The sequence below is a fragment of the Rothia sp. 27098_8_161 genome (assembly GCF_041432905.1).
In the GTDB taxonomy this organism is placed as follows: Bacteria; Actinomycetota; Actinomycetes; order Actinomycetales; family Micrococcaceae; genus Rothia.
In genome coordinates, this window is sequence record NZ_JAPWAL010000004.1 from 133,246 (window position 1) to 149,404 (window position 16,159).

Annotated in this window: 12 protein-coding genes; 8 read left to right on the forward strand and 4 right to left on the reverse strand. The window is 57.3% G+C overall.

Annotated features, from left to right (window positions below; translation table 11 throughout):
• Window positions 1–68 precede the first annotated feature (68 nt).
• On the reverse strand, window positions 69–557 hold the full coding sequence (locus O3648_RS02825; RefSeq protein WP_279754343.1) for a glucose ABC transporter permease: 489 nt from the start codon (window positions 555–557) through the stop codon (window positions 69–71).
• A 106-nt stretch (window positions 558–663) separates the two neighbouring features.
• A complete protein-coding gene (locus O3648_RS02830; RefSeq protein ID WP_371568289.1) occupies window positions 664–1,593 on the reverse strand; it encodes a biotin--[acetyl-CoA-carboxylase] ligase in 930 nt (309 codons plus the stop codon).
• Window positions 1,594–1,825: 232 nt separating this feature from the next.
• On the opposite strand from O3648_RS02830, the gene O3648_RS02835 reads away from it, so the two are divergent.
• From O3648_RS02835 to O3648_RS02860, 6 genes are all read left to right on the forward strand, one after another.
• Entirely contained in the window at window positions 1,826–2,107 is a 282-nt protein-coding gene (locus O3648_RS02835; RefSeq protein ID WP_279790948.1) for a YciI family protein, read from the forward strand.
• A gap of 307 nt (window positions 2,108–2,414) precedes the next feature.
• Entirely contained in the window at window positions 2,415–4,016 is a 1,602-nt protein-coding gene (locus O3648_RS02840; protein WP_279754340.1) for an acyl-CoA carboxylase subunit beta, read from the forward strand.
• Window positions 4,017–4,082: 66 nt separating this feature from the next.
• Window positions 4,083–4,478, forward strand: a complete 396-nt coding sequence (locus O3648_RS02845; protein ID WP_279754339.1) for an acyl-CoA carboxylase subunit epsilon — start codon at window positions 4,083–4,085, stop codon at window positions 4,476–4,478.
• A gap of 299 nt (window positions 4,479–4,777) precedes the next feature.
• Window positions 4,778–5,866 (forward strand): restriction endonuclease, encoded by a 1,089-nt coding sequence (locus O3648_RS02850; protein ID WP_279754337.1) that lies wholly within the window; start codon window positions 4,778–4,780, stop codon window positions 5,864–5,866.
• Between the two features lie 483 nt (window positions 5,867–6,349).
• Window positions 6,350–8,725 carry a restriction endonuclease gene (locus tag O3648_RS02855; RefSeq protein ID WP_371568294.1) on the forward strand — a complete coding sequence of 792 codons (2,376 nt, stop codon included), beginning with the start codon at window positions 6,350–6,352 and terminating at the stop codon, window positions 8,723–8,725.
• A 220-nt stretch (window positions 8,726–8,945) separates the two neighbouring features.
• On the forward strand, window positions 8,946–10,703 hold the full coding sequence (locus O3648_RS02860; RefSeq protein ID WP_371568296.1) for a DUF885 domain-containing protein: 1,758 nt from the start codon (window positions 8,946–8,948) through the stop codon (window positions 10,701–10,703).
• A gap of 173 nt (window positions 10,704–10,876) precedes the next feature.
• On the opposite strand, the gene O3648_RS02865 is transcribed toward O3648_RS02860, so the two are convergent.
• Both O3648_RS02865 and O3648_RS02870 read right to left on the reverse strand, forming a co-directional pair.
• Window positions 10,877–12,169: a glutathionylspermidine synthase family protein gene (locus O3648_RS02865; protein WP_279754334.1), complete on the reverse strand. Its 1,293-nt coding sequence runs from the start codon at window positions 12,167–12,169 to the stop codon at window positions 10,877–10,879.
• A 100-nt stretch (window positions 12,170–12,269) separates the two neighbouring features.
• Entirely contained in the window at window positions 12,270–13,139 is an 870-nt protein-coding gene (locus O3648_RS02870; RefSeq protein WP_279790956.1) for a hypothetical protein, read from the reverse strand.
• A 419-nt stretch (window positions 13,140–13,558) separates the two neighbouring features.
• On the opposite strand from O3648_RS02870, the gene O3648_RS02875 reads away from it, so the two are divergent.
• Window positions 13,559–14,968 (forward strand): dicarboxylate/amino acid:cation symporter, encoded by a 1,410-nt coding sequence (locus O3648_RS02875; protein WP_279754333.1) that lies wholly within the window; start codon window positions 13,559–13,561, stop codon window positions 14,966–14,968.
• Between the two features lie 383 nt (window positions 14,969–15,351).
• Window positions 15,352–16,077, forward strand: a complete 726-nt coding sequence (locus O3648_RS02880) for a nucleoside triphosphate pyrophosphatase (RefSeq protein ID WP_371568299.1) — start codon at window positions 15,352–15,354, stop codon at window positions 16,075–16,077.
• Window positions 16,078–16,159 lie beyond the last annotated feature (82 nt).

Consider the following 16,159-nt stretch of genomic DNA (forward strand, 5'->3'; position numbering starts at 1 on the left):
GGTGCCAGGTTAGGCTCTGAGTCAACCGGTCTACCCTCTTTATAGTTGGCAGACACACCCCCGAAAAGCTAGATGTAGCGGGAACTCAAGGCGTAATAGTCACGTCTAGCGGATTTAATTTCTTTTTCAAAACGCCTGGGTTCAGGCACATAGGTCAGACAGTGGTGCGCTCCGTGGCAGACCACATACACGGAGCCATAGCCTAACCAGGCGCCCGGGCCGCGTTGTTTTACCCAGCGTTCCCCCATGGAATCCAAGTAGAGAGAGTCGTCTCCTGTTCGGATCATCACGCCACGGCGAACCACAAGCCGGTGCGTGGTGAGCAGGTAGGAGGTGGTAGCCCAACGCCATCCGGTACGCACCGCTCCGAGAACAGTACCAACCGCACACATCATGCCGAGAGTCCACAGAATCGGTGAGGACCGTGCCGTGGAGGCAAAGGTTGAGGCGGCGATAGCAACCAGTATGTAGGCGAGCGCGGGTAGCAGGGCGCCGTAGTGCTGTCGAGTGGTAATGATGACATGCTCACCGGGGTTGAGTTTTCCGCGCAGACGCATGGTGTTCCTTAGCTGTGCTGGTTGTTATGGGCCGGCTGGAGGCGCCAGTTGAGGCGGTGTGGATTGATGCAGTTGCCGTGCCGGACTGTAATTTTAGGGGTTGGTTCTAGTGTGCCTGCTGAAAGTCTCCGTAGCTACCGTTGACGGGGCGAAGATGCTCAATATCGCCCACCGCGTAGGGCTCTAGGGTTCCATCTTCGCGGCGAATGAGGATGCGCCCCTGCGCGTCGAGGTCTTCGGCGATGCCTTCTACAGTGCTTCCATCCGGCAGGCTCATGCGCACGCTAGCTCCGAGAGTTGCAGTGGCGGCGCGTGCCTGGTCGAGCAGGCTAATGCTCTCGCGGTTGAGGGGATCGGGGCGTTCGGGGTCGCCACCGACGCGCACGAAGGCGCGGTAGCGTCGGGCGAAGATACTCAGCAGTCGGGTGAGCACCTCGGAGGAGTCGATGACCTGCCCGGTGCACAGGCTCAGGCTGGTGGCGGTGAATACGGGCAGCTGTTCGGCGGACATGTTCGTGTTCTGTCCGATGCCCACAATAATGCTGCGCTGCCCCGCGGTGGAGCCGCTTTCGGGAACGAGCTGGGCGAGAATTCCGCAACCTTTGGCACCCTGCGCGATGACGTCGTTGGGCCATTTGAGGGCGGCGTCTACCCCGTAGTCACGCCAAATATCGACCACGCTGAGCCCGGCGATGAGGGTCAGCCAGTGGTAGCTGTCTTCGGTGAGTTCTCGAGCGAGAGGGTCGGCGGAGGCATGCGGGCGCACCACGATACTTGTGGCGAGGCAGGCACCGGCAGGGGCGATCCAGACTCGGGCTAGACGGCCGCGTCCGGCGCTTTGGTAGAGGCTAGTGTAGACAGAGAGCTCGCCGAGCTGTTCGCGTTCGGAGTCCGTGCCGCCCATAAGTACCTCGCGGGCACGGGTGGTAGTGGAGTCGACTTTATTGTAGAGATTTACGCTGGAGTATCCAGTTTCCATTGCAATGGTGCGGATGCGCGGCGCATCCAAAACCGAACGATCACTCTCGGTATGCATATTCTCCTCCATAGTTTGCGCCTTTCTGTCCTGTCCGAAGCTACTCTGCAGTACTCCGACCCGCCGCCAAAACCTGCCGGTTTCTCTCCAATCGCACTGGTTTCTCACCATATCAATTTCTTGCCGCCGGTGATACCCACCCGGCGCCCGAGACGGTACATTAGACAGTGAGGGTGCATGAAGCACCGACCGGCTGCGGGGGTTCCTCCGCTCTGCTCGAAAGAAGACCGATATGGCTTATTACGCAATTACTTACGTTTACGCTACTCCCGAGGAGCAGGCGAAGTACCGTCCTGCTCACCGTGAGTACCTTGGTTCGCAGATTGAGGCGGGCAACCTGATTGTTTCCGGCCCCCTGCTTGATGGTGAGACCCCCGCCGGCGCTCTGCTGATTGCCAAGGTTGATTCCGCTGAGGCTGCTGAGAAGATTGTGGCTAACGACCCGATGAACATTGGTGGCGCAGTTCTGTCTCACACCGTGACTGAATGGAACCCGGTCCTGGGCACCATCTAAATTTCACAAAGCTCAAGTAGCCCCCCCTTCGCCGACAAGGATTGCCGGTGCAAGAGGGGGTTTTTCCGCATCGTATCTTTGCGTCCTAGATGCCTCTTTCACGCTCTTCGCGCATCATTGCGGGCAGTGTGTGCATGAAAGTGTATCTAGTGTTGATATTCTGGCTCCTCATCTGGCATATGTGTGCTAGTTCGCACTATAGTTGAGAGATATGTACGTTGTTCAAGAGTGCTCTTCGGGGCACCTGAGCACCCTATCACCGCAACCACTGGCTCCCGACGATCGGGTGGAGCAGGAACGAGGAATAATGTCCGAGAACCTCCAGCAGGATTTTGACTTGAGCACCACCGCCGGTAAGCTCGCTGATTTTTATGCACGTCGAGAACATAGCTTTGCTCCCAGCGGTGAGGCAGCTATTGAGAAGCAGCACGCACGCGGTAAGAACACCGCCCGCGAGCGCATCGACATGCTTCTAGACGAGGGTTCTTTCGTAGAATTTGATGCCCTCGCCCGCCACCGCACCACCGCGTTCGGCATGGAGGCGAAGAAGCCTCTGGGGGACGGCCTAGTCTCCGGTTACGGCACCGTGGATGGTCGCCTTGTTGCCGTGTATTCGCAGGATTTCACCGTCTACGGTGGTTCTCTCTCACAGGTGAACGGCGAGAAGATCGTGAAGGTGCAGAAGTTCGCTCTGAAGAACGGCTGCCCGGTTATCGGCATTAACGATGGTGGTGGCGCCCGTATCCAAGAGGGTGTGGCTTCTCTGGCGATGTTTGCCGATATTTTCCGCATGAACGTGCGCGCCTCCGGTGTGGTTCCGCAGATTTCTGTCATTATGGGCCCCTGCGCTGGTGGTGCCGCGTACTCCCCCGCTCTGACTGACTACATCATCATGGTGGATAAAACTTCACACATGTTCATTACCGGCCCGGACGTCATCAAGACTGTGACCGGTGAGGACGTGGACATGGAAACCCTCGGTGGTGCGCGTCAGCATAACGCCGTGACCGGCACCAGCACATACCTGGCTGAAGATGAGGAAGACGCTTTCGACTTTGTGCGTGAGCTTCTGGAGTTCCTGCCCTCAAACAACCTTGCTGAGCCTCTGCCCCTGGAGCATGACCAGGAACCGGTGGTAACTGTAGACGATTTGGATTTGGATACTCTCATCCCGGATTCGGCAAACCAGCCTTATGACATGCGCGCGGTCATTGAGTCCGTCGTGGATGACGGCCACTTCTTGGAGATGCAGGCACTTTACGCCCCGAACGTGATGATTGGTTACGCCCGCGTTGAGGGCCGCACGGTTGGTATTGTGGCGAACCAGCCGATGCAGTTCGCAGGTTGCCTGGATATCTCCGCTTCGGAGAAGGCTGCCCGTTTTGTGCGCCATTGCGATGCGTTCAACATTCCGATTCTGACTTTTGTAGATGTTCCCGGCTTCCTACCCGGTACCGATCAGGAGTTCAACGGTATTATTCGCCGCGGCGCTAAGCTGCTCTACGCTTACGCGGAGGCGACCGTTCCGTTGGTCACCGTTATTACCCGTAAGGCGTACGGCGGTGCGTACATTGTGATGGGTTCGAAGAAGCTGGGTGCCGATATTAACCTGGCGTGGCCCACCGCTCAGATTGGCGTGATGGGTGCCCAGGGTGCGGTGAATATTCTGTACCGTCGTGAGCTGGCTGCTCTGGCGGCTGAGGGTGGCGATGTTGAGGCTCGCCGCGCTGAGCTGATTACCAAGTATGAGGAAGAGCTGCTGAACCCATACCAGGCTGCTGAGCTGGGTTACATTGATGAGGTTATTGCCCCGAGTGAGACTCGCATGCGTATTATTTCCTCGTTGCGTGCCCTGCACGATAAGCGTGCGGCAACCCCGGCGAAGAAGCACGGCAATATCCCGCTGTAGGCTTCCGATGTGCCCGCACCATTTGTGGCGCGGGCATTCACAGGATTTTAGGTTTTCTAAGGAGGTGTGCCTTTGGCAGGCTACAACCCGCTGAATTATTTCTCATTCGGTAAAAAGAAGGATAGTTCGGAGGCTACTGAGAGCGCCGAGCAGCTTGAGCGTAGCTCCGCACATTCTTCTGCGCATGCAGATACCGCATCCAGCGCCGCGAAGGATTCTGCTCAGCCTTCGGTAGATACTGACACTAAGCAGGAGCCTCTACTGAAGGTGGTTATGGGATCCCCCACCCCGGAGGAGATTGCTGCCCTCACCGCGGTGGTTGCAATGATGCAGGCAAATGGCGAGCAGCAGGAGCAGAACTTGCTGGTGGGTGCCGCTTCACGGATCCTGAACCGCGGTCAGCGCCTGGGCGCTTCCTTGCGCCCGGGCCCCGGTTCGTGGAGGCGCGCTCGCCCCATGTAATGCGGGTAGCTCACATCTGACGGATAGATTCCCGTTACACCTGCTGGTATGACGGGAATCTATTGTATTGTCCCAAATTCAAGACTTATATTGCGTTATTCAATATCTAATACACTGATTCATATGGTTTCGTCATATTAGAGCCAATAAAGTCATGATGATATATGCTGATGCTACGATGTATATACCGTCACAATAGTGTTAGTAAATTGGCAGGGACCGTGGCAAAGATGATGAATAAAAACCATAGGCCCCCACCGGATGTCTATATCACGCTTCTGTTGCCGGCACTACGGCGCTTGTCGAAGACTGTGCCTCGCACCGCCGCCTATGTTAGCGAGCAGTTGCGGCAGCAGACTAAGGCGTTGGGGTCGAAGAAGAACCTACCGGCTCTTGAATCCACCGATTTTGCGGTGGCTGTGCGTACCACCTTGAAAATCTTGGTGGCACTTCGTTATGCCCAGCTTATGCCTCGTTTGACCCCGTGGGAGAAGAGGAAGTACCTGCTTACTCCCCTGGGTGCCGAACTGACCTGCACCCCGCATCTGCACGGTTCGGTGCCGCCGCATGTTGTGAAGCAGGTGCAGGCTTTGTGCTCTCAGAGTTTGACGGCGAAGAGTGTGAAGAAGCTGCAGAAGCAGGCGAACGCGCTACTGGAGAATGCTGAGGAAGAGCATCGCCTCATTTTTGGCGCTTCTGATACCGGTGCCCTTCATACTCTGTCACCTTTCTCAGGTGCTGATTATACTCAGCTGAACCCCGCTGCTTATGATGCAACCGATGCCGACTACCCTATCCCCGCCCTAAATTCTGCTGGACCTGCAAATTCTTGGCCTGCCGGTCAGTCTCCGCTGGATATTATTTTGCGTGCCAGCGATTCGCCGGTGATTCACGCTCAGGCTGAGTTTGCGGAGCATTTTACTCAGGATTTGATTCAGCATATTCACGCGGTGACGCCAGAATATTTTGAGCAGATTGTTGCCGATATTTTTACGGCTCTTGGTTTTAGTACCGAGGTAACCGGCGGTGCTGATGATAAGGGTGTTGATGTTATTGCCCACTATTCTGAGGGCCTGGATTTCGCGCCGATTTATATTCAGGTGAAGCATTATTGCGGAACTATGAAGGTCACCCCCAACCAGATTCAGAAGCTTGCCGGTGCGGTACTTCTGCACGGCGGTTTACAGGGCGTTTTGGTGACCTGCGGTGCTTTTGCGCATCCGGTGCCTGAGTATTTGCAGGGTTTGCCGGGTGCACGCAATATTGCTCTGGTTGATCAGCACCACTTGGTGGAGCTGATGATTCGCCATCGTGTGGGCGTGCTTGATGGTGAGGGCGAGTGCGGTTATCGCATTGATGAGGAGTATTTTGCTTGCGGTTTGGAGTAGCCGGGGGTGTTTTGAGGTGAGTTTTTCTCTCTGAATGTCTCTGGTCTTCGCGCATTTCCTGCGTTATTTCACTTAATGTATTTTCACTTTTCCTTGAGGATATTTTTCATATATCGGCTGGTTTTAGAAATCTAGGTTATTTTTTGAACCAGCCGATACAATGGGATTGTAATGCGTTATATATACTCGCATTATTTCACGAAGTGCATATACCCGTGACGGTGTCAGTACTTCACCATAATTTATAGCGTTCTTTCCGGGTGCACGTCATAGAAGACGGTACGTAAGCGAAACGGGCTGAGAAATCTGTCTTTCCTGCTTCTCTTCACGACGGGTTACCAAAGTGACGACCCAAAAATAAAGATGGTGTCGCCCAGTATTGTGTGATTATTTTCCCGCTCGAATGACTGCACTTTATGAAGAATGCCCGCACGATAAATACCACCAGATAAGGAGCCCAGCGTGGCTTTTGTGAATAAAACAATGCTCCATATCGACCATTCGGAATTGCACTCTCTGCAGCAGGAAACCTCGTGGGAGGCTCTACCAGAGGAAGCACGCACTCTCAGCGTTGCGGCGGCTTTCTCTCTGATCCGCCATTTTGAGCGCGCTCAGGACCATGGCGAGAAGGTTTTCTTCCCCGATATGTACACCCCCGTAGGTGTGGACCTGGGTTTCAATATGACTCAGCGTTTCATTGCGGTCGATGACAATGTTCTCTTCCGTGAGGCACTCAATAAGCTGATCGCGGCGCTGGTCAATGCTAACTATCTTGAGGTATCCCTCAGCCAGTTGCATCCGGGCAACCTGCACTACAGCCTCAGCAAGGCTGGCCGTGAGCTACTCGGTACTCCGAAGGAACAGCAGGCACAGGCTCTTCTGCCGGTTCTGCCTCTCCTTAGCGGCGTGCACCTCTTCTACCTGAAGCAGTTCTACCCGGTTCTGCTCTCTCACATTACGGTACGTGAGCTTCTGCCCATCGTTCTGAGCGTGACCCCGTCCTACCCTGCGGCGGCTCCCGTGAAGATTCGCGAGCTGGTGCTACGCGAGTGCGGTTTCGTACAGGGCTGGTACGGTCTGTCATACCTGGAGCAGCGCATTATTGAGCCGGTGATTGCTAAGGCGCTGAGCCTGTTGACCCGCGAGGGCTACCTCCGCACCAAGACTATTCACGAGCACACGGATTCTCCGCTGACTCTGTACTCGCTGTCGCCTTCGGCGAAGGAGCTGGTGGCACGCTATGAGGAGACCGGCGTGCCGGCGAGCGAGCTAAGCTCCGTGCTGGCACTGGTGAAAGATGAGGGCGCCTCCATTACGGCTGAGGATATTGCCGCAACTGATGCTCTGCTGACCCATATGGGTGTTCTTCTGCTCGACACCCTCAACGACCATGGCGCCGATGTGGAGCTGAGCCTTCCGAGCCTGGAGCAGGTCTTTGACCGCGACGAGCGCATTCAGCAGGAGTCCTCAAACCCTTACTTTGTGCAGATTGACGCACAGGATTACCTCTACGATGTGCTGATTGCCCACCACTACCTCTCCGAGGGTGAGACTGTCTATTCACTGGGTTCGGCTTTCGCGCCGGCTCTGGCGCAGATGGTTGAGCCGAGCGTTCAGAAGCTGGTGGCTTCGGCCCTACTGGATCCCGCTGCTGTAGATGCTCTGCCATACCCACATCAGTTGCTGCACCCGATTCTGAAGCTTGTGGAGGAGAACCCGCGTATTTCCTACTACAACATCTACGATGAGTTGAAGCTCGCCCTGGATATCCCGTACCTGCAGGGTGAGGTTGCTCCGCACCGTTATAAGCTGACCCCACGTCTGCGTAACCGCTATTCGGTGGCGATGCATGTGCTTAAGGGCGAACGCTACCTGAATGCTCTGCGTGAGGGTACGGGTCGTACTTCTCGCAAGAATCCGGAGCGTTATGAGCTGAGCGATGCGGGTAAGGAGCTGCTCAAGCGATTCCCGGAGGGTGCTCCGGAGGCGGTGACCGCCCGCATGGCACCGTTGCCGCCGCAGTCACTCAAGCACAAGCTGCCTCAGGATATTGCGGCTGAATTGCAGGCTCGTGAGGAGGCTCTTCAGGCTGCTAAGGAGGCGCGCGCGGCGGAGCGTCAGGCTCGTCTGGCGGCTCGTGAGGGTGCATCTCGTGAGCAGTTGGCTCCGGTTCCGGGTGCTTCTCCGGCGTTGTTGGCGCGTCCAGCTGGTTCGCCGGTAGCGGCTACTGCCCAGGGGCCCGCTGAGGTTCCGGCGGGACCGGTCGCTGAGGCTACCGCCCAGTCTGCTGTACCCACTCCTGCTGTTTCGGCTACTGAGCCCTCGACCGCGTTGCAGGTGGCTGCCGCTCAGGTGCGTGAGGCGCTGAAGCGCTACCGTCAGGTGTTCCGCCGCGAGGCGTTGGCTCCGGCGTTGGCTCAGGTGTCTGAGGAGCGTTTCCGTAGCATTGGTTTCGATTTGTTCCTAATGCGCGGCTACACTGTAGAGGCTTTGGAAGCTCAGGGCGTGGACGGCGTGGCAATCCCCGCCACCGGCGAAAAAGAACGCGCATTCTACGTACGTACTCTGCGCCCGGTAGCTGGCAGTGTTCTGTCCGCAAGCGTTCAGCCGCAGGATATTACCGCGTTCTTCCTGGCGATTCACGCCCGCGGTGGTCAGCTCGGCACCTTCATCACGAACGCACCATTCAGTGATGAGGCATACGATGAGTTCATCCGCTGCTCAACCAAATACCCGAACATTCTGGTTGACTTGGTATCCGGCGATGAGCTGCAGGACCGCCTCATTGCCCACCGCCTCGGCGTGGTTGAGGGCACGAACGGTCTGCTGGAACTCAACGGCGAATACTTCGCCATCTAGCAGCTTTTAGCCTATCTTGGCGGCGTCCCGGTCTTCTCTTTCCTGCACGTTCAGGTGGGAGAAAGCCGGGGCGTTTTCGCGCCTGCGCCCCGGTGAGTTGTCCCCAGGTGAGCCATTTTCCTCGCATTCGGTGCTGCTCAGCCCGTAATATTGCCGGTTTAGGCGACCTAAATCACCGAAAATCGTGGTTGAAGGCACACCCCTGAGTTAGGATATGAACATGAGCACTTACCAGGAACTTCCCAGCATCTACCGATTGAAGCGCTCGCTGACCGACGTCGATCAGATCGCTAACGAATATTTTGAAAAGGTCCTCGACCTGAACCCCGTCCAGGCAACCGAGCTTGGTCGTAAAGGTGTAGAGACGCTGTATCCCGACTACTCACCCGCCGGGGAGAAGGCTTTTGCGCGCCTTGCTAAGAAGACTTTGAAGAAGGTCGATAACGTCCTGCCTGTTGATGACGTTGACCTGGTCACCCTGGATGCTCTGCAGGAGCGTCTGAGCCTGTATCGCAAGCAGTACAAGGCTGGCTTTGGTGGCTGGCAGATGAACAATATTGCCTCCGTCCCGCAGGAGGTGCGCTCAGTCTTTGACCTGATGAAGCGCAATACCCAGCAGGATTGGGAGCACATTATTGGTCGTATGCACCGCGTGACCGAGGCGCTGGAGGGCTACATCCAGACTCTTGAGGCGGCTCGTGAAGAGGGTAAGGTTGCCCCGCGCCGCCAGGTGGATATTGTCATTGAGCAGACCGCCGCATACTATGCTCCCGGTGGTTTCTTTGACGAGCTTGCGACCGAAGCTGCCGCAGCTGTGCCCTCCCTAAAGGATGAGGCTGCCGCCGGTGCCGAGGCTGCAAAGGAAGGCTACCGCTGCCTCAACAGCTACCTGGTGGAGAAGCTGCAGCCGGTCGCGCCCTCCCGCGACGCTGTGGGCCGTAAGGCGTACAGCCTGCACTCCCGTTCATTCCTGGGTACCACCATTGACCTGGACGAAACCTATGCCTGGGGCGTGAAGGAGCTGGAGAGCATTATTGCTCGTCAGCGTGAGGTTGCCGAAGAGATTGAGCCGGGCGCAAGCATTGAGCGTGCGAAGCAGCTACTCGATGAGGATCCGGCACGTCAGCTGCACGGCACCGATGAGCTGAAGGCGTGGATGCAGAAGCTCGCCGACACCGCGGTAGAGAACCTGGCGGATACTCATTTTGAAATTGGCGGCCCCATGCGCCGCATTGAATGTTGCATTGCGCCCACGAATGAGGGCGGTATTTACTACACCGGCCCCTCCCCCGATTTCTCGCGCCCCGGACGCATGTGGTGGTCGGTTCCCGAGGGTGAGGACACGTTCACTACCTGGCGTGAAACCTCCACTGTGTACCACGAGGGTGTTCCGGGCCACCACCTGCAGATCGCTATCGCTACGGCTCTGAAGGGCACCATGAACTCCTGGCGCACAAACATGCTGTGGGTTTCCGGTCACGGTGAGGGCTGGGCACTGTATGCCGAGCGACTCATGGAGGAACTGGGCTATCTGAAGGATCCGGGTGACCGCATGGGCATGCTGAACGCTCAGCGTATGCGTGCCGCCCGCGTGGTCTTCGATATTGGTGTTCACTGCGAGATGCCGATTCCCGATGAGTGGGCTGAGCAGTTGGGCGTTGAGCCGGGCACCATCTGGACTTCTGACCTGGGTTACGAGTTCTTGAAGCTGAACCTGGACGAGTCCGAGGGTCAGCAGCGTTTCGAGTTCCTGCGTTACCTGGGTTGGCCGGGTCAGGCACCAAGCTACAAGATTGGCGAGCGCCTCTGGCTGGAGCTACGCGATCAGGCTCTGCACCGCGGCGATGACATGCGTGCGTTCCACACACGTGCGCTTCTGCTTGGTTCGGTGGGTCTGGACACTCTGCGCCGCGCCCTGACCGACGAGATGATGCTTCCTCTGGATACTGAGGATGACGATGATGAGGACGACGAGTAGCCCCTCGTCTGCTCGTTCCTCGGCGAGTGGATCTCTGGAGCCTCTGATCTGGAATCTCTGAGCTAGAGTCTTCGATGAGGAACTCTATAGATGAAGTCCCCGCTCCAGCTTTGCGGCTGATGCGGGGACTTCGCTGTATTTTCGTGTCTTCTGAGGATTATATCTTCTGGGGGCTATCCGAAGTTTGCGGTGCGGGGGTCGGTGGTGTCGAATCCCATGCCGGTAGAGTCGTTCAGATCCACCAGGTGCGGGGCAAAGCGGCACCAGTAGTCGGTGAGCGCGCCGTTTGATTCACGGATGCCCACACCTACGGTGCGTCCGTCGACCACCCACACGCCGAGGATGGGGTGGCTGACCGGATTGATAATCCCTTCGTAGTGCGGTGCCGGAATGTACTCCTGGTAGATGAATTCGCTTTCGGGAGCGCTGGCGAAGAAATCGTCGTCTTCAGGCTTGATGAAGACGTCGTAGTCGGGGGCGTAGATTTCTACGCCGTCACCTTCACGCCCGAAGATGGGCTTGCGAACCCAGTTACGCATGCCGCCGCGGTGGCCCGCGTAGGTGGGTACGAGGTTCGGGTGGCCCGGGTACTTGTCCCAGAGCGCAGCGAGCAGCAGCTTATTGGAGAGGAACATCTTCCACGCTGGCTCAATCCAGCGCTGCACAGCGCCATGGTAGGCGAAGAGGAGCTTGTCGTAGCCTGCATCGCTGTCGGTGACCAGGTCTTCCCAGGGGTAAAGCTTGAAGAGGTTGGTGATGGTGCATCCGTAGGCATCTTCCCAGCTCTTGGTTTCATCGTTGAAGATGATTTCGTCGATGGGAATCATGTGGGTTTTGATGCCCGCCTGCTGTGCCGCGTAGGCGATGAGCCAGAGGTTGTTGTAGTCCTCGTTATTCTCATCAATCTCAGCGGTCACATGCGCCAGGTGCAATACAGGCTGCACGCCGGCGGCAATTTCGGCTGCGAAGATATGGCGCCAACGGTTGGTGAAGGCTTCGCCGATTTCGCCCCAGTGGGCGTAGCCGCGGGTGTCGAGGCGCTGATCTTTCGCCCAGGTTTTCTGGCTGACTGCCGCCTCCACGATGCCGGTGGGGGTGTCTGCGTTGTATTCGAGCAGTTTCATAGGGTCTCCGGGCACACCGGAGTAGCTGAAGTCGAAGCGGCCGTAGAAGTCGGCGTCGCGGCGGTTCCAGGATTCTACGGCGAGGTTGAATGCCGCCTGCGGCAGACCGAGGGTACCGAACGCGCCGGAGGCAATGTATTCGACGGTTTCCAGGCATATGCGGTGCATTTCTTCCGCCTGGGCACGCAGGAAGTCCATTTCTTGCGGACTGAAAATGTAGGCGGCGTATTCGTTCCAATAGTGGTCGGTGTCGTGGGGGCCGTCCACGCTGTATGTGAGGCCTTCCTCAATGATGACGTTCTCCCAGTCGGGTCGACCGACAGGAAATTCTTCACGGCGCATGAGGGGCTAGGCTCCTTCGAAATAGTGATTGGAAAATAGTGAGGAAAATGCGGGCGGAACCGTTCAGTCCCTGCCCGCATTCAGTGTGATGGTTTATGGCTTAGCCACCAGAGGTACCGCCACCCGACTTGGAGCCGCCGCCAAAACCGCCCTTACTGCCGGACTTCGAGGACGAACCCGACTTGGAGGTGTTCGACTTGCTGTAGGAGCCGGTGCTACCGCTATTGCTGGTGCCCTGCTTACCGCTGGAGACCGAGCCGGTGGTCTTATTACGCACCGAGGAGGTCTTACCGGAGTTGTTGGTGCCGGTCACCTTGCCCGAGGAGATGGTGGAGGACTTCTTCGCGCTGCGGTAGGAGTCTTCAAAGCTACCGCCCTTAGAGGAAACGCCGCTGTAGACGGTGCCGTTGCTGGGTCGGGTAGTACTACCTCCGGAGAGCCTGGTACCCACACCGGGAACCATGGGGGTACCGGTGGAGTTCGCAGCACTCTGGCGACCCAGGTAGTACCAGAGGAACGCATTCGAATTACTGTGGGTGGTGGTCGAACCTGAGTAACTAGAGGAACCAAAAGAACCGGAAGAGCTTGAGGACTCCGTAGAAGAGCCTGAAGGCGATTCGGTCGGCTCCTGAACGCCTGCCTTCTCACATTCGCTATCTTCCACGCGCAGGGCGGTCTTCGCGTCCTGGCAGACGCGGGCGTACTCTTCACCCTGCGACAGGAATGCGTTCTCTTCCTGGTGCATGGAGTTGTAGGCGAAGATGCCACCGCCAATCAGTAGCACGCCAGCGCCAGCTACGGCAATCATTTTGGCGATGCCGGGGCGGGTTGCACCCAGGTTCAGGGCCTGCTGGGCAGAGGTCTGTGCGGCACGGGTAGCAAAGTTGGCAACTGCTTCCATGCGGTTGCCGGGCTTCTTCGGAACGTTAGGGGTGGTGGTTCCGCCGGGGTATTGGGGAGCAGAACTCATGCATCTCTCCTTGAACGGTGGTGCGTGGCGTATTACTCAGCGCGTATATAAAACTGAGTGAATACAGCATCATCCGGCGACTTTCGCCGGACTACCGGTGTGGCTCCAGCATATCAAGCTCTAGCTTTCGGATTATTAGCTGACGGCAAAATCTCAGCAAGCTTCCCAGCATGTTGCGCAGTTGTTTCCTTTCTTTTTGCTTTTGCGGTGACTGCCGGTTAACTATCAGCCGATCTAACTGCCTACTGGCGCAGCAGGCAGCACTGGTGGACACACTGGTAGATGTGCTGTTGGATGCACTGCCGAAAGGTGCCGCCGGAAGGTCACGATTCGTCACACATACCCTATACTGCACCGGATTGCAATACTTCTTCACACAAACTCGCGCCGGAGTACGCAAAAGGTTTAGAGTATGCCACATGTCTACACCGCATGCAGCATCTCGTTCACGTCTACCCAAGTGGGCTACTTCTTTCGGCAACCAAATCATTGCCTCCCTCCTTCTGGGTATTGTTCTTGGCGCGCTCGCTCTCGCATTGGGCGGGGACGCGAAGAGCAACCCTAACTGGCTCATGGTGACCTTAGATACCATTGGTTCCTCCTACATCACCCTGCTGAAGGCGGCTGTTGTTCCGCTGATTTTCACCGCCGTGGTCGCCTCCATCTCTAACCTGTCACAGGTGACTAACGCGGCGCGTCTGGCGGTTAACACGCTCATCTGGTTTGCGATTACCGCGTTCTTCGCAGTGCTCATTGGTATTGCGATGGGCCTGCTTGTTCAGCCGGGCGTGGGCGCGCAGGTGCAGGGCAAGGCGTACACCGGATCGACCGGGTCATGGACCGCGTTCCTAACCGGTCTGATTCCGGTGAACTTCTTGGGTCTGGGCGTCAGCGCTAAGTCCGGTGATTCCGGCATCACCGCCTCGGCATCCTTCAACGTGCTGCAGATTCTGGTCATTTCCGGCGTGGTCGGCATTGCCGCGCTGAAGGTCGGTGAGGCGGCCAAGCCGTTCATTGACGTGGTCAAGAGCGCTCTGGAGATTATTCAGAAGATTCTATGGTGGATTATTCGCCTGGCACCGCTGGGTACCGTGGGTCTCATTGCTAAGGCAGTGTTCGCGTACGGTTGGGCGTCAATGGGTTCGCTGGTCGCGTTCGTCATCGCCCTCTACATTGGCCTGCTGCTGGTCTTTCTCGTGGTCTACCCGATTATTGTTCGCGCGAACGGTCTGTCGGTCCGCCAGTACTTCTCTGGCGTGTGGCCGGCGCTCCAGCTGGGCTTCGTGTCCCGCTCTTCGATGGGTTCGATGCCGATGACTCAGACCGTTGCCGAACGCAACCTGGGTGTTCCCCGCGCCTACGCATCCTTCGCCGTTCCGCTGGGTGCGACCACCAAGATGGACGGTTGCGCCTCGGTTTACCCCGCTCTTGCCGCGGTCTTCGTGGCTCAGTTCTACGGTATTCAACTGGACTTCACCCAGTATCTGCTGATTGTAATGGTGTCCGTTCTCGGTTCGGCTGCGACTGCCGGTACGACCGGCGCTATCGTGATGCTGACCCTGACCCTTTCCACTCTGGGTCTGCCGCTGGACGGTGTGGGTCTGCTCCTGGCGATTGACCCGATTGTTGATATGGGCCGTACCGCTCTGAACGTTGCCGGTCAGGCTCTGGTTCCCGCAATTGTGGCTCGCCGCGAGGGCATCCTGGATGAGGATCTCTACAACGCTCCCCGTTCGGAGGGTGGCTTTGTGACTCAGGAATTCTACAATGAGCGCATCGCCGGCGAGGCGCAGCGACTTCACGAGGTGGAGGAGACGGCACGCCGCTAATCTGGCTGAGGCTCACACACGGCGCTAGGCGGTACTGCTTAGCGCCGTGCTGCTTCTCCACCGTCTATGCCCCCAGCATGGGCAAAATACATTCGTCAAACGTCATAAAACATCACGATCGATCCTTCTTTTCGTTAATTCTTGAGAAGAGTTATGATTTTGAACGGCGTGCTCCATCTCCTACGTGGTTGAGGGGGATGGGACACGCTCTTTTTTATACCCTCCGAGCTCGACGCTCCGGCCCTCCCCTCCCGCAGATCACGCCCTCAGATTACTCCTAGGGCCCGTATTCAGCGCTGATACACCGGCGGAGGGTTCCACCTAGTGACCCTCAATCTGCACCCGAGAGTAAAACTCGCCGGCAACACTCTAAAATAGAACCCATGACTACCAGTGCTTCACCAACCCAACTGATTCTTGCCTCCGCCTCCCCGGCGCGCCGCAAGCTCCTGGAAGACTCGCGCATCGTGTTCACGGTGCGCGTCTCCTCCGTAGATGAGGACGCCGCGCTCACCGCCGCCAACAACCAGGCACGAGCGCAGGGACGGGCAGGACTCACCCCGGCTGAAACAGCCTCCCTGCTGGCGCAACTGAAGGCGCAGGCAGTTGCCGCCGAACTTGCCGCCGAGGGTGTACGCAATGCATTGGTTCTGGGATGCGATTCGGTCTTCGAGTTTGAGGGGGTTGCCTACGGTAAGCCTCACACTGCTCAGGCGGCACGTGAGCGCATCAGCGCAATGAGCGGCAACTACGGTGTGCTGCATACCGGTCACGCGCTCGTGGATTTGCGTGGCATTGAGCTGGGTGCCGAATTACCCGCTACTTCTGACCTACCCACTGTTTCTGAGTTGCGCAGTGCTACCGTCCACTTCGATACGCTCAGCCCCGAAGAAATTGAGGCGTACATTGCTACCAGTGAGCCGCTCTGGGTAGCCGGTTCCTTTACCCTGGACGGCTACGGTTCGGCATTTATTCGCGGTATTGAGGGTGAGTTCCACACGGTGGTGGGCTTATCCATCCACGCGCTACGCGATATGCTGCGCCGCCGCGAAGTTGCGGTAACCGAGTTGTGGATAGCAGCCCAAGACGAGGAGTTAGATCCAGCGTAATCATATAAATCTGTCTCAAAGCGCGCCCTGAAATACACATTATTGAACACCAATCGATAAGATAGAACAGTATGATGCGCGT